Raw genomic sequence first — 23396 nt, forward strand, 5'->3', positions numbered from 1 at the left:
ATGCCAACCGGGCGAATTTCTCCATCACCTCGACGCCGAATGAAGGCACACTGGTGGAAATCACCTTTCCATCGCAGCGGGTTCTTGCCAACTGAGGTCATGCGGGCGTAGCAATGCGGAAGCCGGCGGCTGAAGGACCAGCCGTGCCGGCTTTTGCAGGACAGCAGGCTCGCATGACCATGATGGTGCCCATTTCCGCGACGAGACGCGTATCGCTACTGCCGATTGCGGCCATCATTGTTTCGGCCATCGCCGCCATGCCCGTTCTGGCAATCTTCTGGCTGGCGCTGACCGGGAGCACGGAGGGGTGGCAGCATCTTCTCGCCAATGTTCTACCGCGTGCCGGGTTCCGCACCTTCATGTTGCTTGGTCTGACGGCCGCCACGACGGCATTTTTTGGGATAGTCTGCGCCTGGCTGGTCACCACCTTCGAGTTTCCGCTGCGGCGGCTCCTGTCCGCGGGTCTTGTCCTGCCGCTCGCCATTCCGTCTTATCTGGCGGCCTATGCATTCGGCGAGTTCCTCGACTTTACCGGGCCGGTACAAAGTGCCCTTCGTGCTGCCTTCGGTTACCACAGCATCCGTGACTACTGGTTTCCGGATATACGTTCACTCGGCGGCGCGGTGATCGTTTTGAGTTCGGTGCTCTATCCTTATGTCTATCTCTCGGCACGTGCCGCCTTTTCCATGCAGGGGCGGTTTGCGGCCGAAGCGGCCCGCACACTCGGCGCAAAACCGATGAGTGTGTTTTTTTCCGTGCAATTGCCCATGGCGCGGCCCGCCATCGCTATCGGGCTCTCGCTGGTGTTGATGGAGACGCTGAACGATATTGGCGCGGTGGAATATCTCGGCGTCCAGACGCTGACCTTTACCATTTACGAGACCTGGCTCAACCGCGGCAATCTCGCCAATGCAACCCAGATCGCCGCCATTATCCTCATCATCGTCGGTGCGTTGATCGTCATCGAGCGCAATGCAAGGGAGAAACAGCGCTTTGGCGCCCCAAAGGCCACAAGCATGGCCCAGCGACACCCGTTGAAGACGCTGACCGGCTGGCGGCGCTGGTGTGCCGGGCTGTTCTGTTTCCTGCCGGTGGCCAGTGGATTTTTCATTCCGGTCATCGTGCTCGGCGGTTACGCGGCAAAAAGGCTCGACGCCCTTTTTGCCCCGAAGCTTGTGAAATCCCTGGGGCACAGCCTCGAAGTGTCGCTGACCGCTGCCTTCGTGACACTAATTGCCGCCTTCGTGTTCTCTTACGCCATCCGCACGGAACGCTCCAGCATCTCGAAAGTGGCGGCGCGTTTCGGCTCCATGGGTTATGGGGTGCCCGGCACCGTTCTTGCCATCGGCGTCCTCATTCCGCTGGCAGGCCTCGATAACGGCGTCGATGGATTTTTCCGTACGCATTTCGGTTTCTCCAGCGGGCTGCTGCTCTCTGGTACGGCGTTTGCCATCATCTATGCCCATGCCGTGCGTTTCATGACCATGGCGGAAGGCACGCTCGATGCGGGTTTTCAGAAGCTTTCGCCGCATATCGATATGGCCGCGCGCACGCTCGGGCGCAACCGGGCGCAGACGCTGTTCAGGGTGCTGCTGCCGAATATGCGGCCGGCGGCGTTGACTGCCTTCCTTCTGGTGCTAATCGAATCCATGAAAGAACTACCAGCCACGATTTTGCTGCGGCCTTTCGGGTTCAACACTTTGGCCACGCTTGTTTATGAGGATGCGTCCCGTTCACGAGTGCAGGATGCCGCCGTGCCGGCGATCATCATCATTATCGCCGGGCTTATTCCGGTTCTCCTCGTTTCAAAATCGATGGATCATCCGGAAAGCCGGTGACAGCAGACATGATGTCGGCAAAAAGAAAGGCGGCCTTACGACCGCCTTGTATAAGTTGTGCTTTTCAACGAGAGAAAGGGGACAATCTCGCTCTATGGAAATTATCAATCCCGGCCATCAACACATATGACGGCCCTGCGTTGGATTTACTTTCCGCCAACCCGTATTAACAGGGGGTTAAAACCAAAATAGAGCAATTACCGACGATAATTCCTATTCCGCGACCGTAGAGCCGTAAAACTACACTGTCGGCCTTTGAGTTTCTGCATGATCCATTATCAAAGCGAAGACGCAGGACGGGTCTTTGGATCAGTTGCGCGCGGCCGCATGTTCGTCGCGCATCCGCTGCAGCTCCGTGCGCTTGGAGGCGATTGACGCGACAATAACACCGATAGTCACGAGCCCGATCAGGATGGTGCAGATGGCATTGATTTCCGGCGTCACGCCCAAGCGAACCTGCGAATAAATCTTGATCGGCAGCGTGGTTGCACCCGGTCCGGTGGCGAAGCTGGCGATCACGAGATCGTCGAGCGACAGCGTGAAGGCCAGCATCCAGCCGGCGATGACGGCGGGGAAGATCAACGGCAGTGTAATGCGGAAGAAAGTCTTGACCGGCGGGCAGCCGAGATCGAGGGCGGCTTCCTCAAGGCTTCGGTCAAAGGTCAGCAGGCGCGACTGCACGACGATCGCCACATAACACATGGTGAAGGTGGTGTGAGCGATCACGACAGTCCAGAAACCACGATCCACCCCGACAGCAACGAAGAGCAGAAGGAGCGACAGGCCGGTGATGACCTCCGGCATGACGAGTGGCGCATAGATCATGCCGGAAAACAGCACCCGGCCGGGGAAACGGGCAAAGCGGGTGAGAGAAAGCGCTGCCAGCGTTCCAAGGATTGTGCCGATGGTGGCGCTGAGGATACCCACGCGCAGCGTCACCCAGGCCGCATCCATGAGGCTTTGGTTCGACCACATGGATTTGTACCACTGCAGCGAGAAGCCGCCCCAGACTGTCACCAGCTTGGAGGCATTGAAGGAATAAATGATCAGGATGATGATCGGGATATAGAGGAAGGCAAAACCCAGGGTGAGGACGGTGATGTCGAATTTTCCGCGCTTCATGGCCTCACCCCACCTTCTTCTGCTGGTTCTGGAAGATGGCGATGGGCACCACCAGCAGGATCAGCAGGAGCACAGCGACCGCGGATGCCAAGGGCCAGTCGCGATTGCCGAAAAATTCCGTCCACAACGTCTTGCCGATCATCAGCGTCTGCGCGCCACCGAGTAGATCGGGGATGACGAATTCGCCCGTGATCGGAATGAAGCAGATCATCGAGCCGGCCACGACACCCGGCAGCGACAATGGGAAGGTAATCTTCCAGAAGGCCTTCCAAGGCGGGCAGCCCAGATCGGCCGCGGCTTCCAGCAGCGTATTGTCGAGCTTTTCCAGCGCCGAATAAAGCGGCAGCACCATGAAGGGCAGATAGGAATAAACGATGCCGATGAAGATCGCCGTTTCGGTGCGGAAGATATTGACCTGCTGGTCGGGTCCGAGAAACCCGAGCCACTGGAACAGCACTGTCAGCAGGCCCTCTGGTTTCAGAATGCCGATCCAGGCGTAGACGCGGATGAGGAATGAGGTCCAGAAGGGCAGGATGACCAGCATGACAAGCGTCGGGCGCACCGAAGATGGTGCGCGCGCCATGGCCAGCGCCATGGGATACCCAATCAGCAGCAGCAGGAAAGTGGAGATGAAGGCGATGCGCAGCGACGACAGATAGGCTTCAATGTAGAGCGGATCTTCCGTGAGGAAGAGGTAATTCTCAAAATCCAGCTGCGAGAAAAATTCGCCGAGCTTCGAAAATCCTTCGAAGACAGGCGTATAGGGCGGCATGGAAATTGCCGTATCTGACAGGGAGATTTTAAGGATGATGAAGAAGGGTGCGGCGAAAAACAGCAGCAGCCAGAAATAGGGGACCGCAACAACCAGCCAGCGCCAAGGGCTTTGCCGGTTTTCGGGAGTGGTGATTTCCATCGAAGCCTCCCTCAGCGTGTCAGGACGAGCCCTGAATCCGGTTTCCAGTTCAGCCACACCATGTCACCGAAGGTAATCGGGCGATCCACGAGACGCGATACATTGGCCTGCGCGGCGCGCATGACGCGGCCATCGGCGAGCTTGACGATGAAGACCGAGAAGTCACCGAGATAACCGATATCCCAGACTTCGCCATAGGCGGAATTGATGCTGCTATCGGCGGGCTGGTCGAGCGAGATGCGGACCTTTTCTGGGCGGATGGCGAAAGCCACCTGGCTGCCGGTGGCCGCCGCGCATTCCTGCTCCACCGACACCTTCAATCCGTCGCAATCGAGCGTCACCAGACCGGGCTTGCCGATATCGGAGGCATTGGCGACGACCTTGGCGTCGAAAATGTTGATGTCGCCAATGAAGTCGGCCACGTAGCGGCTGTTCGGTGCCTCATAGATTTCAGCCGGCGTTGCCACCTGCACGACATTGCCCTTGTCCATGACGGCGATACGGTCCGACACCGTCATCGCCTCTTCCTGATCATGGGTGACGATGAGGAAGGTGAGACCGAGATTGGTCTGGATATCCATTAGCTCGAATTGGGTTTCCTCGCGCAGCTTCTTGTCGAGCGCGCCGAGCGGTTCATCCAGAAGAAGCACCTTCGGCCGTTTGGCGAGCGACCGGGCAAGCGCCACGCGCTGGCGCTGGCCGCCGGAAAGCTGGCTTGGCTTGCGCTTGGCAAATTCCGTCAGCTTGACGAGCCGCAGCATTTCCTCGACGCGGCCGGCGATCTCCGCCTTCGGCAGCCCGTCCTGCTCAAGGCCGAAGGCCACGTTCTTTTCCACCGACATATGCGGGAAAAGCGCGTAGGACTGGAACATCATGTTGGTTGGGCGCTTGTAGGGCGGTACGCCGGAAATATCCTTGCCCTGCAGCAGGATGCGGCCCTCGGTCGGCTCCTCGAAACCGGCCAGCATGCGCATCAGCGTGGTCTTGCCGCAGCCCGAGGGACCGAGTAGCGAGAAAAACTCGCGCTCGTAGATATCGAGAGTGAGATTGTTGACGGCGACAAAATCGCCAAACCGTTTGGTGAGGTTTTCAAAGCGGATGAAGGGCACCGCGTCTGGATTATCCCAGGGGCTGAATTTGCGTTTGACCGGTCCGAGTGTCTTTGCCATGCCCGCCCCATTTCACCCAATATTTCATCGACACCTGATAGGGCAGAGAGGGTGGACGGCGCCACCCTCACCCAAGTCCGGTTAGCTGCCGGTCTTGATCTGCGTCCAGACGCGGTTCAGGACACGTTGTTCCTTTGGCCCGTAGGGCGAAATCGTGAAGAGCTTCTTCATCGTTTCCGGGCTCGGATAAACAGACGGGTTCTTGGCGACAGCCGGATCCATCAGCGCCTGCGAGGCGAGGTTGCCGTTAGCGTATTGCACGTAGTCAGAGGCCTTGGCGGCGACTTCAGGCTTCATCATGTAGTTGATGAAAGCATGGGCCTCCTCGACATTCTTGGCGTCTGCCGGAATGGCGAAGCTGTCCATCCAGATATAGGTGCCTTCCTTCGGGATGACGTAATTCACCTCGACCCCGTTCTTGGCCTCTTCGGCGCGGGTTTTGGCCTGGAGAATATCGCCGGACCAGCCGATGGAAATGCAGATGTCGCCATTGGCGAGGTCATTGATATAAGGAGAGGAATTGAAGGTTTTCGCGAAAGGACGAATCTTGGAATAGACCTCGCCGCCCGCTTCCAGGTCGGCCGTCTCCTTGCTGTCGGGGTTCTTGCCGATGTAATTCATGGCAATCGCGAAAGTCTCGTCGGAGGCATCGAGAATGTTGATGCCGCAGGCCTTCAGCTTCTCGGCATTTTCGGGTTTGAACAGCACGTCCCAGCTATCGACAGGCACATCGCCGAGCGCCGCCTTCACCTTGGCGACATTGTAGCCGATGCCTGTGGTGCCCCACATGTAATTGACGGCATATTCGTTGCCGGGGTCGTATTGCGCCAGGCGTTCCGTGATTTCCGGCCACATGTTCTTGAGGTTCGGCAGCTTGGACTTGTCCAGCTTCTGATAAACGCCGGCCTTGATCTGCCTTGCAAGGAAGGGCGAGGTGGGTGCCACGACATCATAACCCGAACTGCCGGCCAGAAGCTTGGTCTCCAGCACTTCGTTGCCGTCATAGACGTCATAAACCACCTTGATACCGGTTTCCTTGGTGAAATCCTCAAGGATGGCGGGATCAATATAATCAGACCAGTTGTAGACGTGGACGACCTTTTCCTGGGCCATTGCCGAACCTGCTGCAACAAGCACGGTGGTGAGAGCCAAGGTCAGACGGAGAGAACGGTTTTTCATGATGTCTCCTGTTAACGCATCCTTACGGTGGGAGCGTGATCCCCTTTTTTAGCGAGACTAGAAAGGAAAACAAAAGGGAGCAAGCGGGAAATGTGCAGCACAGCATTTTCAACCACATGTGTTTCACACGCGAAAAATTGCGTGGAAAAGCTTACTGGAAGTCGAAAACACTGAGGCCAGTGACCATTTCATCCAACCCGAGCGGGCGCGTAAGCGGCGCTTCCGCCCGCGACAGGCAGCCCTGCCTTTCGCACAGCCGGCATGAGGGACCAATGGCAACCGGGGCGGCCCCCGAAGCAGCCGGGCCATAGACGGTGTCCCCTGCCTGAATGAAATCGCAGCCCAAGAGCAGAGCCGTGCGCCGCACTCTTTCGCCGAAACCAGCCTGCGGGCCTTCCAGCGTGCGCGACACCGTGAGGAAGGCGTCACCATCAGGCATCTCAACCCCCTCCACCAGGACCTGCCCCGGCTGGGCGAAGGCGGCGTGAATATTGAGCCGTGGACAGAGGCCACCGAATCGCGCCCTCGGGAAACCAGTGGCGCCGGAAAGGCGGAAGCGGTTTCCGGCGTTGTCGATTTCCATCAGAAAAAACGGGATTGTGGGAGCCGACGGCCGTTGCAGGGTAACCAACCGGTTGGCCGCCTGCTCGAATGACACGTTAAAGCGCGACCGTAGAACGTCGACGTCGTATTTCGCCCGCTGCGCGGCGGCGAGGAACGAACCATAGGGCATCATCAACGCATGGGCCGCATAGCGCGCCAGTTCAAACCGAGCAATACGCCGTGCCTCCTCACCTTTCAGGCCCAGCGCCTCCAGTTCCGCGCCTATCTCTTCGCGAAGCGCCAGGAGACACGTTTCCATCGCCATTTCACGGAGCTGATCTGGCTGCGACAGACGCTCTGACAAAAACAGCCGCATGGAATGGCGGTCATAACGCCGTCTCAGGTTCGGCATGGCATGAACCGGTAAGGTCCTGACGGCGATGCCATGGTTCTTTTGAAGCCATGCCCTCAATCCAGAGGCAAGATCATCTCCCATCACCAATTGCTTATGAAGGTCTTCCGCCGCCGCATCGATGGCATGGAGATAGGCCGGGCGGTTTTCAAAGACGTGGCGCACCTCGTCGATCGGCAGGCGGGTGGAAGACAGCGCCGTCTCATGCCCTTCCCGCGCCAGAAGATCGGAGAGGTCGGACAGGCGCTGCGCCTGCTCCCGGTAAGCCCGGTAAAGCTTGAGGACGCCGCTTGCCGCATTCGGCGCAGCATCGGCCACCTCGATCAATTCTTGCGGCGATGGCACCTCGCCCGCCAGCAGCGGGTCTGCGAAGACCTCTCGCAGCTGCCCGGCGGAACCGGCGCTTTCGCCTTGCAAGTCGTCCAGATCGACCTTGTAGACTGAGGCGAGCTTCAAAAGCAGCTGCACCGTCAGCGGCCGCTGGTTGCGCTCGATGAGATTGAGATAGGACGGCGAAATCGCCAGCGCCTCGGCCATGGCCGTCTGCGTCAGCCCCAGCCCATTGCGAATGCGGCGTACCCGCGGGCCTGCAAAAATCTTGTTTTCCGACACCGCCGTTCCCCCTCCGTCCTCGTCGACTCATACAAGCTTATTACAAACTCGACAGATCACGCTATTTTACAAAATTTACATTTTTACAGCGCCACTCTGTCACGCATCCTACAGGATAACCTCTTTCAAGTCACTGTTTTTATGTTTGTTCTGGCGCTCAAATCTAGGAAAATGTAAATGTAGTCACATCAAACGGCGGCGCACGCAACTCATAGTCCTCCGTTCTCGAAACTGTATTTATCTTGGGAGAGAGAAGTATGACGGATTTTTACAAGCTTGTTCCGGGTGCACCGCAGGGGCGTTTCGATGGCATCGAGCGGACCTATACCGCCGGCGATGTGGAGCGGTTGCGCGGCTCCGTCGAAATCCGCCATTCGCTGGCCGAAATGGGCGCGAACCGGCTGTGGACACTGATCAACGAGGAGAATTTCGTCAATGCGCTGGGCGCGCTCTCGGGCAACCAGGCCATGCAGATGGTTCGTGCCGGGCTGAAGGCGATCTATCTCTCGGGCTGGCAGGTTGCAGCGGACGCCAATACGGCGTCGGCCATGTATCCGGACCAGTCACTTTATCCGGCCAATGCCGCGCCGGAGCTGGCGAAGCGCATCAACCGCACCCTGCAGCGCGCCGACCAGATCGAGACGGCAGAGGGCAAGGGCCTGTCGGTCGACACCTGGTTCGCACCAATCGTTGCCGACGCAGAAGCCGGTTTCGGCGGGCCGCTCAACGCCTTCGAGATCATGAAGGCGTTCATCGAGGCGGGTGCGGCGGGTGTTCACTATGAAGACCAGCTGGCTTCGGAAAAGAAATGCGGCCATCTCGGCGGCAAGGTTCTGATCCCGACGGCGGCGCATATTCGCAACCTGACGGCGGCGCGGCTTGCGGCTGACGTCATGGGCGTGCCGACGCTGGTCATCGCCCGCACCGATGCGGAAGCCGCCAAGCTTCTGACCTCTGACATCGACGAGCGCGACCGCCCCTTCGTGGATTACGATGCCGGCCGGACTGTCGAGGGCTTCTATCAGGTCAAAAACGGGCTCGAGCCCTGCATTGCCCGCGCGGTCGCCTATGCGCCCTATTGCGACCTGATCTGGTGCGAGACGTCGAAGCCGGATCTCGAGCAGGCGCGCAGGTTTGCCGAGGGCGTGCACAAGGTCCATCCCGGCAAGAAGCTCGCTTACAATTGCTCGCCATCGTTCAACTGGAAAAAGCACCTCGATGACGCGACGATTGCAAAGTTCCAGCGCGAACTAGGCGCGATGGGCTACAAGTTCCAGTTCATCACGCTCGCCGGCTTCCACCAGCTCAACTACGGCATGTTCGAACTGGCGCGCGGTTACAAGGATCGGCAGATGGCGGCTTATTCCGAGCTTCAGCAAGCGGAATTTGCAGCGGAAGCGAATGGTTACACCGCCACCAAGCACCAGCGCGAAGTCGGCACCGGCTATTTTGACGCCGTGTCCCTGGCGATTTCGGGCGGCACGTCGTCCACGACAGCCATGAAGGAATCCACCGAGCACGACCAGTTCCGCCCGGCGGCGGAATAAATCGAAAAAACCGCCCTTCCCAGCTTTGGGAAGGGCTTGCAAACCGGATCAAAAACCCCTGACAATAATGAGAGGAGAAATGCCATGAACGCCCACAACCCGATCAAGACCCATGTCAAGGAACGCGCCGAGGAGCAGTCCTCCGCCATGACGCAGGATCAGCAGGCCGCCATCCGCATGCTGGCCAACGACCTGCACCGCCTCAACCAGGCCGTCATGAAAGCCGTCGAGGCCGGTGTTTCCGTCGAGCTGGTCCGCTCGGCCCGCCACCATGGTGGCGGCGGCAACTGGGGCGATCTGCTGATCCCCGTCATCGTCGCGCAGGGAAGCGCTGCGGCCTGATCCGCAGAACGGTTATGCCGGGCGGCTTTTGCGCCCGGCATATAGATCGGAATGCCCCTTGATGAGACGGGTCATCCGGTCCGCCACCGTCCTGATATCGCGGCGGTGGCGATCGTCGTTGTTCATGACGATCCACTGATTGTGGCGAAGCGCCCCGAGCTCTTCGCCCTCACGCGTCAGCCGCGCATCGGCATCGCCGACGAAACAGGGAAGCACCGCAATCCCCGCCCCCGAGAGGACAAGATCGAGAAGCGCCGTTGGCCGGTTCACCGTCACCACGATCTGATTGCGACGGTTTTCGTGCGGCCACCGCAGGTAGGTCGAAATCGCATTTTCCTCGGCCACCGCCAGCCAGCGATCGGCAACAGAAACGGCAGCGTTTCGCAGTCTGTAAGGGGCGTAGGCAACCTCCCCCGTCTTGATGGCAGCGAGATTACGCTCCTGCGGCTCGAAAGCGCGGATACCGATATCGTTTTCGCGATGGGCCAGAGACGCCCTCTGCTCGGCAATGAAAAGGTCGATGCGGAAATCATCGCGATCCGTGCAGATGGCGGAGAAGTTGCCGGTCAAGAGCCAGGCATTCCAGGTGCCCACGGCAATCCGCACGATGGACGAGGCGGATGACGCCTTCTGCCATCCCTCGATATCTCGCGCCGCATTCTCCATGGCCTGAAGTCTATCGAACAGCACGCGACCGTCCATCGTGAGGGCGTATCCCGTCTGACTGCGCTGGAACAGCGCCTTGCCGATCCGCTCCTCCAATTCGACCATGCGCCGACCTATGGTCGCGGGGCTTAAACCCGTCAGGCTGGCAGCGCCCGTCAAGCCGCCACTGCGTGACACATCAAGGAAAAGCTGATAGGAATCCCAGGTGACGTTTTTCATCATTGAAAAACGTAGCGCATTTTCTTGCGCAGATAAATCAAAAAACGGCGTGCATCATGGCCCTCCGCATTAGAAGGAGAGCGACATGCACGCGATTTTTGCAGCACGGGCCATCATCGACAACCAGCGGCCGCGCACACGGCGTGAGGCCATTCTGCTGGAAGAAAAGTTTTACAGGAATATGGCCGAGGCGTCTCGGCCATGGCGGCTTTTTAGCGCGCTAATCAGCTTGATAAGAGCGAAGGGCCGCCGATCAGTAAAAGAGGGCTATCAGGGCTGCCAGAGCACCGGCGGCGATGAGGCTCAGGCGAAAGGCCAGCTGACGGCTCTCGTTGTCAGTGCGGGCGATGGCAATGGCGCGAGGGCGGCGATGTGCAGATCTGTTCATGCGCGGGTTCCTGACGAAAAACTCAATCGACCCATGCCCTGTTAAGGCCTCCAGCAGGACATCATGTGCAGCGGGATCGAGATGTGATCCGGCTTTGCTGGCATTCGGTCAGGATGACTCCGGGCCCGTTAACAGGTTGTTAAAAAGGGCGAAGAGGGACAATAAACTCAGCCAGCAAGTTTGGCGTACAGGCCTCATTATACTCCGTCACTCCGGACTAGATCCGGGGTCCAGCCGACGCACGCCTGTGCGGCGAGAGTCGTCTTTTCAGCCCAAAGACTTGGGCTGACTGGATACCGGCTCAAGGCCGGTATGACGGAGGAGAAAGTTGCGAACTAACTCCACGGCCAGAGACGATCACGCGAATTCGCCCGCCGCCTGACCAGACGCCCAGGCCCACTGGAAGTTATAACCGCCGAGCCAGCCGGTCACATCGACACATTCACCGATGAAATAGAGGCCGGGCACGGCCTTTGCCGCCATGCTGCGGGAATCGAGGCCGGTCGTGTCCACCCCGCCGAGCGTCACCTCTGCGGTGCGATAACCTTCAGACCCGGCGGGCTTGATCTGCCAGTCCTGCACGTCTGCCGCCAGCTTTATCAGCACCTTGTCGGACATGTCGGCGAGATGGCCTGTCAGGCCGGATTGTTCCACCACATGCTGCGCGAGCCTTTTCGGCAGAATGTCCGACAAAGCGGTCTGGGCGGACTGGCGGCCGTTCTTCTGTTTTGCCTGTTTTAACAGTCCGGCGATATCATGATGCGGCTCGAGCTTCAGGCGGATCACATCACCCTCACGCCAGTAGGAGGAGATTTGCAGGATCGAAGGACCGCTCAAACCGCGATGGGTAAACAGCAGCGCTTCCTCGAACGCGGTTTTGCCATGGGAAACCTCGGCCGGAACCGCGACGCCGGCAAGAGGGCTGAGCTTTTCCAACGAAGCGGGATCGAGCGTCAGAGGTACGAGGCCGGGGCGGGTTCCAATGAGCTTGAGGCCGAACTGTTCGGCGATCTGGTAGGCAAAACCGGTCGCGCCCATTTTCGGGATGGACTTGCCGCCCGTCGCGACGACAAGGCTTTCCGCCTCGATGACGCCGCCTGAGGTCGTCACGCGAAAACGGTCACCGTCATGGCTGACGGCCGAGACTGATGTTTCGAGCCGCAGTTTCGCATTCACCGCCTGCATTTCGCCGAGCAGCATGCGGATGATATCCTTGGCGCTGTCGTCGCAGAAAAGCTGGCCAAGTGTCTTTTCGTGCCAGGAAATGCGGTGTTTTTCGACAAGGGCGATGAAATCGCGCGGCGTATAACGGGCGAGCGCGGATTTGGCGAAATGCGGATTGGCAGAGAGATAATTCTTCGGCCCGGCATGGATATTGGTGAAATTGCAGCGACCACCGCCGGAGATGCGGATCTTTTCGCCCGGCGCTTTCGCATGGTCGAGAATGACGACGGAACGGCCGCGCTGGCCAGCGCGGATGGCGCACATCATGCCGGCGGCACCCGCCCCCAAAATCAGCACGTCACATTTCTCTGCAATCATTCCATTCGATCCGTTTCCTTCCTCTTTTTCCAAGTCCCGGCGCTTGTCAATGGCGCTTTCCCCCTCGCCAATTGCCAAACTACGGTTATGATGGCGCCACCAGAAACACAGACCCGGTGATACATGCCCGCCAAGAAAACCATGCTCCGCCCGAAGAAACAGGCAACCATGGCAAAGAAGTCCCCTCCCCTCGACCTTTCCTCCACCCGTGGCGTTTCCTCCTGGCGCGAAGCCGCGCAATGGCTGAGGGCGCGCGGCATCGAGGACATCGAGTGCATCACGCCCGACCTTGCCGGCGTTCCCCGTGGCAAGATGATGCCGACGGCGAAATTCACCGGCGACACTTCGCTCGCCCTCCCCTCGGCACTTTATCGCCACACGATATCTGGTGAATATCCCGATGAGACGGCGAATTTCCGCTACGAACCGCGCGACAGCGACCTGAAGCTGGTGCCTGATCTTTCCACGCTTTCCGTCGTGCCTTGGGAAACCGACCCCACCGCGCAGGTGATCTGCGACGTGGTGGATGCGGAAGGCAATTTCGTGCCCTACACGCCGCGCAACGTTTTGAAGAACGTGCTGTCGCTCTACACAGAAAAGGGCTGGAAGCCTGTCGTGGCGCCGGAGATCGAATTTTATCTCGTCGCCATGAATGACGATCCCGACTATCCGTTGCATCCGCCGAAGGGCCGGTCCGGACGCTCCATCGTTGGCGGCCAGAGCTACTCCATCGCCGGTATCAACGAATTCGACGAGTTGATCGACGACATCTATCACTTCTCCGAAAAGCAAGGTCTCGAGATCGACACACTCATCCATGAGGAAGGTCCGGCGCAGCTGGAAATCAACCTGCGCCATGGCGATCCGATCGAGCTTGCCGACCAGGTGTTCCTGTTCAAGCGCACCATTCGCGAAGCGGCGCTGAAGCATGGCATCTACGCCACCTTCATGGCCAAGCCGATGCAGGGCCAGCCGGGTTCGGCCATGCATATCCACCAGTCGGTGGTGGAGATCGATAGCGGCCGCAATATCTTCTCCAATGCGGATGGCAGCCCCTCGAAAGAGTTCTTCTCCTTCGTCGGCGGCATGCAGCGTTACGTGCCGAATGCGCTGGTCATGCTGGCGCCCTATGTCAACTCCTACCGCCGCCTGACGCCCGACATGGCCTGCCCGGTCAACAATGCCTGGGGTTATGACAACCGCACGACGGCCTTCCGCGTGCCGATTTCCGGCCCGCAGGCGCGGCGCGTCGAAAACCGGCTTCCGAGTTCTGATGCCAACCCTTATCTCGCACTTGCCGCTTCGCTCGGCTGCGGCTGGCTCGGTATCGTCAACAGCATCGAACCGACAGAACCCACCGCCGATACGGCCAATGAGGGCTCGATCGACCTGCCGCGCGGTCTGCTTGAAGCCGTGGCCCTGCTCGAGGGAGAAGCGCAGTTCGACCGGGTTTTCGGCCACGAATTCGTAGGCCTTTATGCCGGCCTGAAACGCGGGGAGTTCGAGACCTTCATGCAGGTCATCAGCCCCTGGGAGCGCGAGTTCCTGCTTCTCAACGTGTGAGGAACCACGAGCATGACATGGCAGAGCCCGATTGCGCCGGGACTATCCTGGTATCAGGCAACCCTTGGCGAGCGGCCGGACTATCCCGCCCTCGACGGGCCGAAGCAGGTCGATGTCGCGATCATCGGCGGCGGTTATACCGGCCTGCAGGCGGCGTGTAACCTTGCGGAAAACGGCGTGTCGGTCGCCCTCATCGAGGCGCACCGTTTTGGCGATGGCGCTTCCGGCCGCAATGGCGGCCAGTTCGGCACCGGTCAGCGCTCATTTCCCGACGAGATGGAACAGGAAATCGGCTTCGAGCAATCGAAGCTGCTGTTCGACATCGCCGAAGATGCCAAAAACTACGTGCGTGACTTCGCCAGCAGCCGCGGCATAGACATGGAGTATCTGCCCGGGCAGCTTTATGTGGCGCACAAGGCTGGTTACGAGGACGACTATCGCCGCAGCGTCGATGCGATGAACAATCGCTACGGCTATCCGCATATTTCCTACATGGAGCGTGGCGAAGCGCGCAAACGTGTCGGCTCCACCCATTATTTCGGCGGTACGCGCGATACCGGCACCGGCCATATACACCCGCTGAAGCTGCTCGTCGGGCTTGCAAAAGCGGCAAAGGATGCGGGCGCTCAGATTTACGAGATGACGCCGGCGAAATCGATCCGGCAGGTGGGCGGAAAGTCAATCATCGAAACGCCCTTCGGCACGATTACCGCGCCGCAGGTGCTGATTGCCACCAATGCCTATATCGGTAATCTGGAGCCGGTGACGGCGGCCCATATCATGCCGATCCGTTCCTTCATCGGTGCCACCGCACCGCTCGACGCCTATCCGGACATCATCCCCGGCAAGGAAGCGGTGGCAGACTCTCGTTTCGTGGTGCGCTATTTTCGCAAGACGGCCGATAACCGGCTGCTGTTCGGCGGACGCGAGGCCTATACGGCAGATACGCCGCGCGATATCTCAACCCATATCCGCCGGCAGATCGCGGAAATTTATCCCGAACTGAAGGCTGTCGAAATCACCCATTCCTGGGGCGGCTCCGTTGGCATCACCCTGCCGCGCACGGTGTTCGTGCGCGAGGTCATGCCCGGCGTCACCTCCATCGGCGGTTATTCCGGTCACGGCGTGATGTTGTCGAATTATTGCGGCAAGCTTTATGCCGATCTGGTGCTCGGCAAAAAGGACATGCTGGCGCCCTTCGCGCGGCTGAAAGTCCCTGCCTTCCCCGGCGGCACGTCGCTCCGTGCGCCGTTGCTCTTTCTGGCGCTGTCGTGGTTCGCGTTGCGAGACAGGTTTTGATCCTTCACAATAAACAGGGGGTTCGATGGAAAAAGCGGATGACCGGCTTGTTACTATTGCCACGGGCTACGGGCTCGCTGAGACGGCAGTGACGGCGTCTTTCCTGCGGGCATATGGAGTTCAAACCGTTGCGCTGCCGAGCCAATTCGCCTCGATCTTCTGGCATTATGCTGTTGCGCTCGGCGGATTAGAGATCCGGATTGCTGCACGGCAATTCGAAGAAGCGCAGATGTTGTTGGATAGCATCGAGCAAAGCCAGGATACCGGACGTACTTGCGCCATCCACCTGTTCTGGCGGGGTATCGCCGCAGTCATGGTATTGTTCCTGTTTTCCGTGCCGCCACCGGCAAAAGGTCTGTTCCGAAACCCAATCCATTCCACATACGGCCTAAGGCCAAACCAAAATTCATAATTTCACCTAACTGAGTCTGGCATTTTTAAATCGATTAGATTATGGATGCCCCAACCCTTGAAGATCGAGAGAATCGATATGAGCAGTCAGATCATTCCTGTTGAACCTTTTGATTGTGTCGTTTTCGGCGGCACGGGCGATCTTGCCGAGCGCAAGCTTCTGCCAGCCCTTTATCACCGGCAGATCGAAGGGCAGTTCACGGAGCCGACCCGCATCATCGGCGCGTCGCGTTCGGTCATGACCCATGAGGAATATCGCAAATTCGCGCAGGACGCGCTGAAGGAGCATCTGAAGGCCGGCGAATATGACGACGCCCAGGTTGCCGTGTTCCTGAACAGGCTATTTTACGTGCCCGTTGACGCCAAGGGCAGCAATGGCTGGGACGTGCTGAAGAAGCTGCTCGACGAGGGTAAAGAGCGCGTGCGCGCCTTTTATCTGGCCGTCGCGCCAGGCATTTTTGGCGATATCGCCGACAAGATCCGCGAACACAAGCTGATTACCCGCTCGACCCGCATCGTCGTTGAAAAGCCTATCGGCCGCGATCTGGCTTCCGCGCAGGAACTGAACGACACCATCGGCCATGTCTTCAAGGAAGAGCAGATCTTCCGCATCGACCACTATCTCGGCAAGGAGACGGTGCAGAACCTGATGGCGCTGCGTTTCGCCAACGCGCTTTACGAGCCGCTGTGGAATTCCGCCCATATCGACCACGTGCAGATCACCGTTGCCGAAGCGGTCGGTCTTGAAGGCCGCGCCGGTTATTACGACAAGGCCGGTGCGCTGCGCGACATGGTGCAGAACCATATTCTCCAGCTGCTCTGCCTTGTCGCCATGGAACCGCCTGCTTCCATGAATGCCGAAGCCGTGCGTGACGAAAAGCTGAAGGTTCTGCGCTCGCTGAAGCCGATCGACACCAGCAACGTCGAAAAGCTGACGGTTCGCGGGCAGTACCGCGCCGGCGCTTCCGCCGGTGGCCCGGTCAAAGGTTATCTGGAAGAGCTGGAAGGCGGCGTTTCAAACACCGAGACCTTCGTCGCCATCAAGGCCGAAATCGCCAACTGGCGCTGGGCCGGCGTTCCTTTCTACATCCGCACCGGCAAACGCCTCGCGACCCGCGTTTCGGAAATCGTCGTCACCTTCAAGCAGATCCCGCATTCGATCTTCGACGATGCGGCCGGCAAGATCGAGGCCAACAAGCTGGTCATTCGCCTGCAGCCGGATGAGGGCGTCAAGCAGTCGCTGCTCATCAAGGACCCCGGCCCGGGCGGCATGCGCCTGCGTCAGGTGTCGCTGGACATGAGCTTTGCCGAAGCCTTCAACGTGCGCAGCCCCGACGCCTATGAACGCCTCCTGATGGACACGATCCGCTCCAACCAGACGCTGTTCATGCGGCGCGACGAAGTTGAGGCCGCCTGGGACTGGGTCGACCCGATCCTGAAGAGCTGGGAAGAGCTGGGCCAGGGCGTGCAGGGCTACACGGCGGGCACCTGGGGTCCAAGCGGTTCCATCGCGCTGATCGAGCGTGACGGCCGCACCTGGCATGATGCCGACTGAGGGCCTTCAATGAGCGAAACAATCCACGTCTTCGACACCCCTGCAGCGCTGGCGACAGCGCTCGCGGCGGAAGTTGCCAAACGCCTTGATGAAGCAACCAAGGAACGGGGGACCGCAAGCATTGCGGTCTCTGGTGGCTCGACACCGAAGCTGTTCTTTCAGGCGCTTTCCCATCACGATCTCGACTGGCCCAATATCAGCGTGACGCTGGTAGACGAGCGTTTCGTTCCACCGGAAAGCGACCGGTCGAACCATCGGCTGGTTGCCGAGAACCTGTTGCAGGACAAGGCGAAGGCGGCTTATTTCGTGCCGCTATTCCAGCCTGCCGCTTCGCCGGAAGACGCGGCAACCCTTGCGACCGTCAAGACCGAAGCGATCTGCGATCCCTTCGATGTCGTCATTCTCGGCATGGGAACGGATGGCCATACGGCATCGTTCTTCCCCGGTGGAGACAATCTCTACGAAGCGCTTGACCTCGATGAACCGCGCGGCGTCCTGACCATGGCGGCGGAAAATGCCGGTGAGGAGCGGTTGACCTTCAACTTCTCCAGCCTGCACGATGCCGGTTTTCTGGTGCTCCACATCGAAGGTGCGGCCAAGAAGGCAACGCTGGAGAAAGCGCAGTCCGGTGAGGATGAGGATGAAATGCCTATTCGTGCCGTGCTGAACCGGGCGGAGACGCCTGTGGATATATACTGGGCGCCATAACCCACCGCGGCTGCCGCCTCTGCGGCCCGCGACAAGCGCCCCGAAGACATGAAGACTGAACCACGACAACCGGCCGCTCACCTCCCGGAACGCCGGTTGCCGACCAACGAACAGGATGAACGCCCATGTCCGCCGATTCCCGCATTCAGGCCATTACCGCCCGCATCGTCGAACGTTCCAAGCCATACCGCGAGACCTATCTCGAGCGGCTGCGGCTGCAGGTTTCCAAGGGCGTTCACCGTTCCGTGCTTTCCTGCGGCAATCTTGCCCACGGGTTTGCGGTCTGTTCCCCCGCCGACAAGGACATCCTTGCCGGCGACCGGGTCCCCAATCTCGGCATCATCACCGCCTATAACGACATGCTGTCCGCGCACCAGCCCTATGAGACCTTCCCCGCGATCATCCGCGATGCGGCGAAGGAAGCGGGCGGCATCGCGCAGGTTGCGGGCGCCGTTCCCGCCATGTGCGACGGCGTGACCCAGGGGCAGCCGGGCATGGAGCTTTCGCTGTTTTCCCGCGACGCCATCGCCATGGCTGCCGGCATCGGCCTCTCGCACAACATGTTCGACGCCGCTCTCTATCTCGGCGTCTGCGACAAGATCGTGCCCGGCCTCGTGATCGCTGCCCTTGCCTTCGGTCACCTGCCCGCGGTCTTCATTCCCGCCGGCCCGATGACATCAGGCCTGCCGAATGACGAGAAGTCGCGCATTCGCCAGCTTTATGCCGAAGGCAAGGTCGGTCGTGCGGAGCTGCTCGAAGCGGAATCCAAATCCTACCACGGCCCCGGGACCTGCACCTTCTACGGCACCGCCAATTCCAACCAGATGCTGATGGAAATCATGGGCTTTCACATGCCCGGTTCCTCCTTCATCAATCCGGGCACGCCGCTGCGTGACGCGCTGACGCGCGAGGCCACAAAGCGCGCGCTCGCCATTACCGCACAGGGCAATGAATTCACGCCGGCAGGTGAGATGATCGACGAGCGATCCGTCGTCAACGGCGTCGTCGGCCTGCATGCGACGGGCGGTTCAACCAACCACACCATGCACCTGATCGCCATGGCGCGTGCGGCGGGTATCATCCTCACCTGGCAGGACATTTCCGATCTCTCAGACATCGTGCCGCTGCTCGCCCGGGTCTATCCCAACGGTCTTGCCGATGTGAACCATTTCCACGCCGCCGGCGGCATGGGTTTCCTCATCAAGCAGCTCCTGAAGCAGGGCTTCGTGCATGACGACGTCCGTACGGTCTTCGGACAGGGGCTTGCGGCCTACACAGTGGATGCAATGCTTGACGAGAAGGGGGCCGTCACCCGCCAGCCCTCCCCGGAGCAGAGCCACGATCCGAAGGTGCTTTCCAGCATCGAAACCCCGTTCCAGCCGACCGGTGGCCTGAAGATGCTGACGGGCAATCTCGGCAAATCGGTCATCAAGATTTCCGCCGTCAAGCCGGAACGCCATATCATCGAAGCGCCGGCCATCGTTTTCCACGACCAGCAGGAGCTTCAGGACGCCTTCAAGGATGGCAAGCTCAACCGCGATTTCATCGCCGTTGTCCGCTTCCAGGGGCCGAAGGCTAACGGAATGCCGGAACTGCACCGTCTGACGCCGCCGCTTGGCGTGCTGCAGGATCGTGGTTTCAAGGTGGCGCTGGTGACCGACGGGCGCATGTCCGGTGCGTCCGGTAAGGTGCCGGCCGCCATCCATGTGACGCCGGAGGCTTCCGATTGCGGTCCGATCTCGCTCATCCGCGACGGCGATATTATCCGTCTCGACGCCATTTCCGGCTCGCTCGAGGTGCTGGTGTCCGCTGCTGAACTGTCAAAGCGCGAGCCGGCGCGGGCCGATCTCTCAGGCAATGAGTGGGGCATGGGCCGCGAACTTTTCGCCCCCTTCCGCCGCAATGCCGGCCCCGCCGATCAGGGCGCCAGCGTCCTGTTCCATTGATATTCGGGGATGGATGCTCGGATAGACAAGACGGGTCAGGGCGGGCTTTAAGAGCTTCGCCCTGATAACTCAGAACGACCTGATATCCAGCTTCCGGTCACGATGTGCCGGGTGCGTGCTGAAGACGAAGATGCGGTCCAGTTCCTTTTGCGTCAGCATGCGCAGGAAGCGGACATGGATGGTGTTGTTGGCGTTGACGCGCAGCATGACGCAGCCGATCTTGCTGATGCGGGCGTCGGGAATATCGAGATAGAACTGGTGCGGCAGGTTATATTTCGTTATCAGCGCCAGCACTGCCTCGGTCTGCGAAATGCGGATGACATCGCAGCGGCGCGCCGCCATGTGCATCACAGCCTTTTCAGTATATTCGATGCGTGCGGCATTCATTGTATCTTCCATGCGGAACCGGCTTTCGCGGTCATACATGAAAGATTCTTCCTTGCTCAGGTAATGGTTCCTGATCACACCGGTACCGCTTTGCACGCCCAGACTCCATGCTCGATCAATGGAGCAAGACTAGGCCATAGTCTTTAACAATTCATATCAGCGCCGTCTTAAACAGACCGGAAGTGGGACATTCGCGGCGTTTTTCCACAGGCGAAAAACCTGAGAAAACCCCGAAACGAGAGGCGTTCCGGGGCTTCAGCCTAAAGCGTCAGACGCGGTAGGTCTTGCCTTCGGCGTTGAAGAGGTGGAGTTTTTCCTGCGGCGCGGCGAAACGCAGGGTCTGGCCCTTCGCAGCCGAAACGATGCCTGGTGCCTTGACGATGATCGGCTCCTGGCCTTTCGGTGCTTCAAGATAAAGCAGGGTAACTTCGCCAAGCGCCTCGACAATCGATACTTTCCCTTCGAAGAGATAGTCGTCGCCAGTGACGATGCTCAGATCTTCCGGCCGCACACCGAAGCTTGCGGCCTTGCCCTGTTCGCTCCCCGGCGTGGAAACGTTGACGACGAGCGTCTTGCCGCCGGCAAGCTCGATCGATGTCCGCTCTCCCGTCCCGACGATCTTGCCAGCGATGATGTTCATGGCTGGCGAGCCGATGAATTTCGCAACGAAGAGATTTGCCGGGTTCTCATAAAGTTCGAGCGGCGCGCCGACCTGCTCCACGCGCCCGGCATTCAGAACGACGATGCGGTCGGCGAGCGTCATCGCCTCCACCTGATCGTGGGTGACGTAAATCATCGTCGTATCGGCCATCTGCTCGTTGAGCTTGGCGATTTCGATGCGGGTGGCGACACGCAGCGCCGCATCGAGGTTGGACAATGGCTCGTCGAACAGGAAGACCTTCGGGTTGCGGCAGATCGCGCGGCCGATGGCAACACGCTGGCGCTGGCCGCCCGAGAGAGCCTTGGGCAGCCGCTCCAGATATTGCGTAAGCTGCAGGATTTCGGCAGCGGCGCGGACGCGGCGGTCGATTTCCTGCTTGTTTTCCTTGGCGATCTTCATGCCGAAGGCCATGTTGTCATAGACCGTCATATGCGGATAAAGCGCGTAGGACTGGAACACCATGGCAATGCCCCGGCGCGAAGGTGGGATCTCGTTGACGAGCTGTCCGTCAATATACATCTCGCCGCCGGTGATCTCCTCCAGACCCGCGATCATGCGCAGCAGCGTCGACTTTCCGCAGCCGGAGGGGCCGACGAAGACGATGAATTCGCCCTGTTCGATCGAAAGATCGATGCCGTGCAGCACCTTCACCTGTCCGTAGGATTTGCGGATATCCTTGAGAACGAGACTTGTCATGGGTGGTCCTCCCTGTTCTGTCAGGCGTAACGGGCGAAGAACGCGCCCCACGCCGGAAGTTCTACGTTTCTGCCTTCGAGCGCGGCTGTAAAGCCGTGGCCCTCCAGAACCTCCCAGTTCCCATCAGGCAGCGATGCCTTTGCCGGCGTCGCCGACAGATTGAAGAGGCAGAGAATGGTTTCGTTTCCGAGCGTCCTTGTGTAGCTCGACACCTCGCCCTGAACGGGCTGGAACTCGATGCCACCTTTCGCGAAAGCCGGGTGCTGCCTGCGGAAAGTGAGGAAGCGACGGTAATGTTCCAGCACCGATGCCTCATTGCCCTGCTGGGCGCTGACGGCACGCTGCTTGTGCTCCGCCGGAATCGGCAACCACGTTTTGTCGGCTGTCGAAAAACCCGCCTGCGCATGGCCGGCATCCCACACCATCGGCGTGCGGCAACCATCGCGGCCCTTGAATTCCGGCCAGAACTGGATGCCGTAGGGGTCCTGCAAATCCTCGAACGCGATGTCGGCTTCGGTGAGGCCGAGTTCTTCGCCCTCATAGATGCAGACGGACCCGCGCTGTGTCATCAGCAGTGCCGAAAGGACCTTGGCGAAAGCGTCCTTGTCCTCGACATGCTCGCCCCAGCGGCTGACATGACGCACGACATCATGGTTGGAGAATGCCCAGCAGGCCCAGCCTTCCGGCGCAGCTCTCGCAAAATCCGCCTGCACATCGGCGACGCGCTGCGGGGTCAGCGCGTCGGGCGCCAAGAATTCGAAGGCGTAGCACATCTGCATCTTGTCATCGCCCGACGTATACTCACCGACGATCTCCAGACCGCGTTGGCTGTCGCCCACTTCACCGACGGCGGCGATATCCGGAAACTCGTCCAGCACCGCGCGGAAGCGCTTCAGGAAGGCAATGTTTTCCGGGCGGTTCTTGTCGTAGAGATGTTCCTGGAAGTTATAGGGATTGACCGCAGGCGCGGTGGAAGCATTGCGGCGCTCCGGGGCCAGCGCCGGGTTGTCGCGCAGCTCGAGGTCATGGAAATAGAAATTGATGGTGTCGAGGCGGAAACCATCGACACCGCGCTTCAGCCAGAAGCGGGTGATGTTCAGCAGCTCTTCCTGCACTTCCGGGTTATGTAGATTGAGGTCCGGCTGCGAGGTCAGGAAGTTGTGCATGTAATATTGCATGCGGGTCGGATCCCACTGCCAGCCCGAACCGCCGAAGATCGACAGCCAGTTGTTGGGCGGCGTGCCATCCGGTTTGGCTTCCGACCACACGTACCAGTCCGCTTTCGGATTGTTGCGGCTGGCGCGGCTTTCCACGAACCAGGGATGCTGGTCCGATGTATGCGACAAAACAAGGTCGATCATGACGCGGATGCCGAGGCGATGGGCCTCCGCAATCAACCCGTCGAAATCGGCCAGCGTACCGAACATCGGATCGACATCGACATAATTCGAGACGTCGTAACCGAAATCCTTCATCGGCGAGGTGAAGAAGGGCGAAATCCAGATTGCATCGGCACCCAGATTGGCGATGTGATGGAGGCGATCGGTTATGCCCTTGAGGTCACCGATTCCGTCGCCATTGGAGTCCTGATAGGAGCGCGGATAGATCTGATAGATAACAGCGCCGCGCCACCAGTCCTTGTTGGGCGTCAAAGCGGAAGTCACCGAAGCGGTCATTG

At 59.6% G+C, this 23396-nt stretch carries 20 protein-coding genes; 9 read left to right on the forward strand and 11 right to left on the reverse strand.

Annotated elements, in window-relative coordinates:
* Window positions 1–179: 179 nt before the first annotated feature.
* Complete coding sequence (locus ACUTJJ_RS06880; RefSeq protein WP_445541770.1) at window positions 180–1838, forward strand: ABC transporter permease; 1659 nt, start codon at window positions 180–182, stop codon at window positions 1836–1838.
* Between the two features lie 309 nt (window positions 1839–2147).
* Here ACUTJJ_RS06880 and ACUTJJ_RS06885 read toward each other — a convergent pair whose 3' ends face one another.
* The 5 genes from ACUTJJ_RS06885 to ACUTJJ_RS06905 form a co-directional block, all read right to left on the reverse strand.
* On the reverse strand, window positions 2148–2960 hold the full coding sequence (locus ACUTJJ_RS06885; protein WP_063949749.1) for an ABC transporter permease: 813 nt from the start codon (window positions 2958–2960) through the stop codon (window positions 2148–2150).
* A 4-nt stretch (window positions 2961–2964) separates the two neighbouring features.
* The gene (locus ACUTJJ_RS06890) at window positions 2965–3873 is read right to left on the reverse strand and encodes an ABC transporter permease subunit (protein WP_445541740.1); all 909 of its coding nucleotides are present in this window, start codon (window positions 3871–3873) and stop codon (window positions 2965–2967) included.
* An 11-nt stretch (window positions 3874–3884) separates the two neighbouring features.
* Window positions 3885–5042 (reverse strand): ABC transporter ATP-binding protein, encoded by a 1158-nt coding sequence (locus ACUTJJ_RS06895; RefSeq protein WP_445541741.1) that lies wholly within the window; start codon window positions 5040–5042, stop codon window positions 3885–3887.
* Window positions 5043–5123: 81 nt separating this feature from the next.
* Window positions 5124–6221 (reverse strand): polyamine ABC transporter substrate-binding protein, encoded by a 1098-nt coding sequence (locus tag ACUTJJ_RS06900; RefSeq protein WP_144575813.1) that lies wholly within the window; start codon window positions 6219–6221, stop codon window positions 5124–5126.
* 151 nt (window positions 6222–6372) lie between these two features.
* Window positions 6373–7788: a helix-turn-helix domain-containing protein gene (locus tag ACUTJJ_RS06905; RefSeq protein ID WP_445541742.1), complete on the reverse strand. Its 1416-nt coding sequence runs from the start codon at window positions 7786–7788 to the stop codon at window positions 6373–6375.
* A gap of 257 nt (window positions 7789–8045) precedes the next feature.
* Here ACUTJJ_RS06905 and aceA point away from each other — a divergent pair, with 257 nt between their 5' ends.
* Both aceA and ACUTJJ_RS06915 read left to right on the forward strand, forming a co-directional pair.
* A complete protein-coding gene (gene aceA, locus ACUTJJ_RS06910; RefSeq protein WP_209085300.1) occupies window positions 8046–9335 on the forward strand; it encodes an isocitrate lyase in 1290 nt (429 codons plus the stop codon).
* Window positions 9336–9419: 84 nt separating this feature from the next.
* Complete coding sequence (locus ACUTJJ_RS06915) at window positions 9420–9677, forward strand: SMc00767 family acetate metabolism repressor (protein ID WP_003493954.1); 258 nt, start codon at window positions 9420–9422, stop codon at window positions 9675–9677.
* A gap of 12 nt (window positions 9678–9689) precedes the next feature.
* Here the strand turns inward: ACUTJJ_RS06915 and ACUTJJ_RS06920 are convergent, their stop codons facing one another.
* The 3 genes from ACUTJJ_RS06920 to ACUTJJ_RS06930 form a co-directional block, all read right to left on the reverse strand.
* Window positions 9690–10562, reverse strand: a complete 873-nt coding sequence (locus tag ACUTJJ_RS06920; protein ID WP_445541743.1) for a LysR family transcriptional regulator — start codon at window positions 10560–10562, stop codon at window positions 9690–9692.
* A 253-nt stretch (window positions 10563–10815) separates the two neighbouring features.
* A complete protein-coding gene (locus tag ACUTJJ_RS06925; protein WP_256366664.1) occupies window positions 10816–10950 on the reverse strand; it encodes a hypothetical protein in 135 nt (44 codons plus the stop codon).
* 357 nt (window positions 10951–11307) lie between these two features.
* On the reverse strand, window positions 11308–12492 hold the full coding sequence (locus ACUTJJ_RS06930; RefSeq protein ID WP_445541744.1) for an NAD(P)/FAD-dependent oxidoreductase: 1185 nt from the start codon (window positions 12490–12492) through the stop codon (window positions 11308–11310).
* Window positions 12493–12615: 123 nt separating this feature from the next.
* On the opposite strand from ACUTJJ_RS06930, the gene ACUTJJ_RS06935 reads away from it, so the two are divergent.
* The 6 genes from ACUTJJ_RS06935 to edd all read left to right on the forward strand — a co-directional run bounded on the left by ACUTJJ_RS06935 (window position 12616) and on the right by edd (window position 19974).
* Window positions 12616–14055, forward strand: coding sequence for a glutamine synthetase family protein (locus ACUTJJ_RS06935; RefSeq protein ID WP_209085312.1), 1440 nt, complete (start codon window positions 12616–12618; stop codon window positions 14053–14055).
* A 12-nt stretch (window positions 14056–14067) separates the two neighbouring features.
* Window positions 14068–15354, forward strand: coding sequence for an NAD(P)/FAD-dependent oxidoreductase (locus ACUTJJ_RS06940; protein ID WP_445541745.1), 1287 nt, complete (start codon window positions 14068–14070; stop codon window positions 15352–15354).
* Window positions 15355–15379: 25 nt separating this feature from the next.
* Window positions 15380–15766, forward strand: coding sequence for a hypothetical protein (locus tag ACUTJJ_RS06945; RefSeq protein ID WP_445541746.1), 387 nt, complete (start codon window positions 15380–15382; stop codon window positions 15764–15766).
* A gap of 78 nt (window positions 15767–15844) precedes the next feature.
* Window positions 15845–17320, forward strand: coding sequence for a glucose-6-phosphate dehydrogenase (gene zwf / locus ACUTJJ_RS06950; protein WP_063949739.1), 1476 nt, complete (start codon window positions 15845–15847; stop codon window positions 17318–17320).
* 9 nt (window positions 17321–17329) lie between these two features.
* Window positions 17330–18028, forward strand: coding sequence for a 6-phosphogluconolactonase (gene pgl / locus ACUTJJ_RS06955; RefSeq protein WP_445541747.1), 699 nt, complete (start codon window positions 17330–17332; stop codon window positions 18026–18028).
* Between the two features lie 125 nt (window positions 18029–18153).
* The gene (gene edd, locus ACUTJJ_RS06960; protein WP_209085331.1) at window positions 18154–19974 is read left to right on the forward strand and encodes a phosphogluconate dehydratase; all 1821 of its coding nucleotides are present in this window, start codon (window positions 18154–18156) and stop codon (window positions 19972–19974) included.
* Window positions 19975–20043: 69 nt separating this feature from the next.
* On the opposite strand, the gene ACUTJJ_RS06965 is transcribed toward edd, so the two are convergent.
* The 3 genes from ACUTJJ_RS06965 to bglA form a co-directional block, all read right to left on the reverse strand.
* Window positions 20044–20400: a hypothetical protein gene (locus ACUTJJ_RS06965; RefSeq protein ID WP_445541748.1), complete on the reverse strand. Its 357-nt coding sequence runs from the start codon at window positions 20398–20400 to the stop codon at window positions 20044–20046.
* Window positions 20401–20629: 229 nt separating this feature from the next.
* On the reverse strand, window positions 20630–21718 hold the full coding sequence (locus tag ACUTJJ_RS06970) for an ABC transporter ATP-binding protein (protein ID WP_445541749.1): 1089 nt from the start codon (window positions 21716–21718) through the stop codon (window positions 20630–20632).
* 20 nt (window positions 21719–21738) lie between these two features.
* Window positions 21739–23394: a beta-galactosidase BglA gene (bglA, locus tag ACUTJJ_RS06975; RefSeq protein WP_445541750.1), complete on the reverse strand. Its 1656-nt coding sequence runs from the start codon at window positions 23392–23394 to the stop codon at window positions 21739–21741.
* Window positions 23395–23396 lie beyond the last annotated feature (2 nt).

Source organism: Agrobacterium sp. DKPNP3 (assembly GCF_052686535.1).

What these genes read in the sequence shown, in the direction of transcription:
- ACUTJJ_RS06915 (WP_003493954.1), top strand. Translation starts at nt 9,420, where the DNA reads ATGAACGCCCACAACCCGATCAAGACCCATGTCAAGGAACGCGCCGAG.
- ACUTJJ_RS06885 (WP_063949749.1), bottom strand. Translation starts at nt 2,960, where the DNA reads ATGAAGCGCGGAAAATTCGACATCACCGTCCTCACCCTGGGTTTTGCC.
- ACUTJJ_RS06965 (WP_445541748.1), bottom strand. Translation starts at nt 20,400, where the DNA reads ATGTATGACCGCGAAAGCCGGTTCCGCATGGAAGATACAATGAATGCC.
- zwf (WP_063949739.1), top strand. Translation starts at nt 15,845, where the DNA reads ATGAGCAGTCAGATCATTCCTGTTGAACCTTTTGATTGTGTCGTTTTC.
- aceA (WP_209085300.1), top strand. Translation starts at nt 8,046, where the DNA reads ATGACGGATTTTTACAAGCTTGTTCCGGGTGCACCGCAGGGGCGTTTC.
- ACUTJJ_RS06945 (WP_445541746.1), top strand. Translation starts at nt 15,380, where the DNA reads ATGGAAAAAGCGGATGACCGGCTTGTTACTATTGCCACGGGCTACGGG.
- ACUTJJ_RS06880 (WP_445541770.1), top strand. Translation starts at nt 180, where the DNA reads ATGATGGTGCCCATTTCCGCGACGAGACGCGTATCGCTACTGCCGATT.
- ACUTJJ_RS06970 (WP_445541749.1), bottom strand. Translation starts at nt 21,718, where the DNA reads ATGACAAGTCTCGTTCTCAAGGATATCCGCAAATCCTACGGACAGGTG.
- bglA (WP_445541750.1), bottom strand. Translation starts at nt 23,394, where the DNA reads ATGACCGCTTCGGTGACTTCCGCTTTGACGCCCAACAAGGACTGGTGG.
- pgl (WP_445541747.1), top strand. Translation starts at nt 17,330, where the DNA reads ATGAGCGAAACAATCCACGTCTTCGACACCCCTGCAGCGCTGGCGACA.
- ACUTJJ_RS06940 (WP_445541745.1), top strand. Translation starts at nt 14,068, where the DNA reads ATGACATGGCAGAGCCCGATTGCGCCGGGACTATCCTGGTATCAGGCA.
- ACUTJJ_RS06930 (WP_445541744.1), bottom strand. Translation starts at nt 12,492, where the DNA reads ATGATTGCAGAGAAATGTGACGTGCTGATTTTGGGGGCGGGTGCCGCC.
- ACUTJJ_RS06925 (WP_256366664.1), bottom strand. Translation starts at nt 10,950, where the DNA reads ATGAACAGATCTGCACATCGCCGCCCTCGCGCCATTGCCATCGCCCGC.
- ACUTJJ_RS06920 (WP_445541743.1), bottom strand. Translation starts at nt 10,562, where the DNA reads ATGAAAAACGTCACCTGGGATTCCTATCAGCTTTTCCTTGATGTGTCA.
- ACUTJJ_RS06935 (WP_209085312.1), top strand. Translation starts at nt 12,616, where the DNA reads ATGCCCGCCAAGAAAACCATGCTCCGCCCGAAGAAACAGGCAACCATG.
- ACUTJJ_RS06900 (WP_144575813.1), bottom strand. Translation starts at nt 6,221, where the DNA reads ATGAAAAACCGTTCTCTCCGTCTGACCTTGGCTCTCACCACCGTGCTT.
- ACUTJJ_RS06890 (WP_445541740.1), bottom strand. Translation starts at nt 3,873, where the DNA reads ATGGAAATCACCACTCCCGAAAACCGGCAAAGCCCTTGGCGCTGGCTG.
- edd (WP_209085331.1), top strand. Translation starts at nt 18,154, where the DNA reads ATGTCCGCCGATTCCCGCATTCAGGCCATTACCGCCCGCATCGTCGAA.
- ACUTJJ_RS06895 (WP_445541741.1), bottom strand. Translation starts at nt 5,042, where the DNA reads ATGGCAAAGACACTCGGACCGGTCAAACGCAAATTCAGCCCCTGGGAT.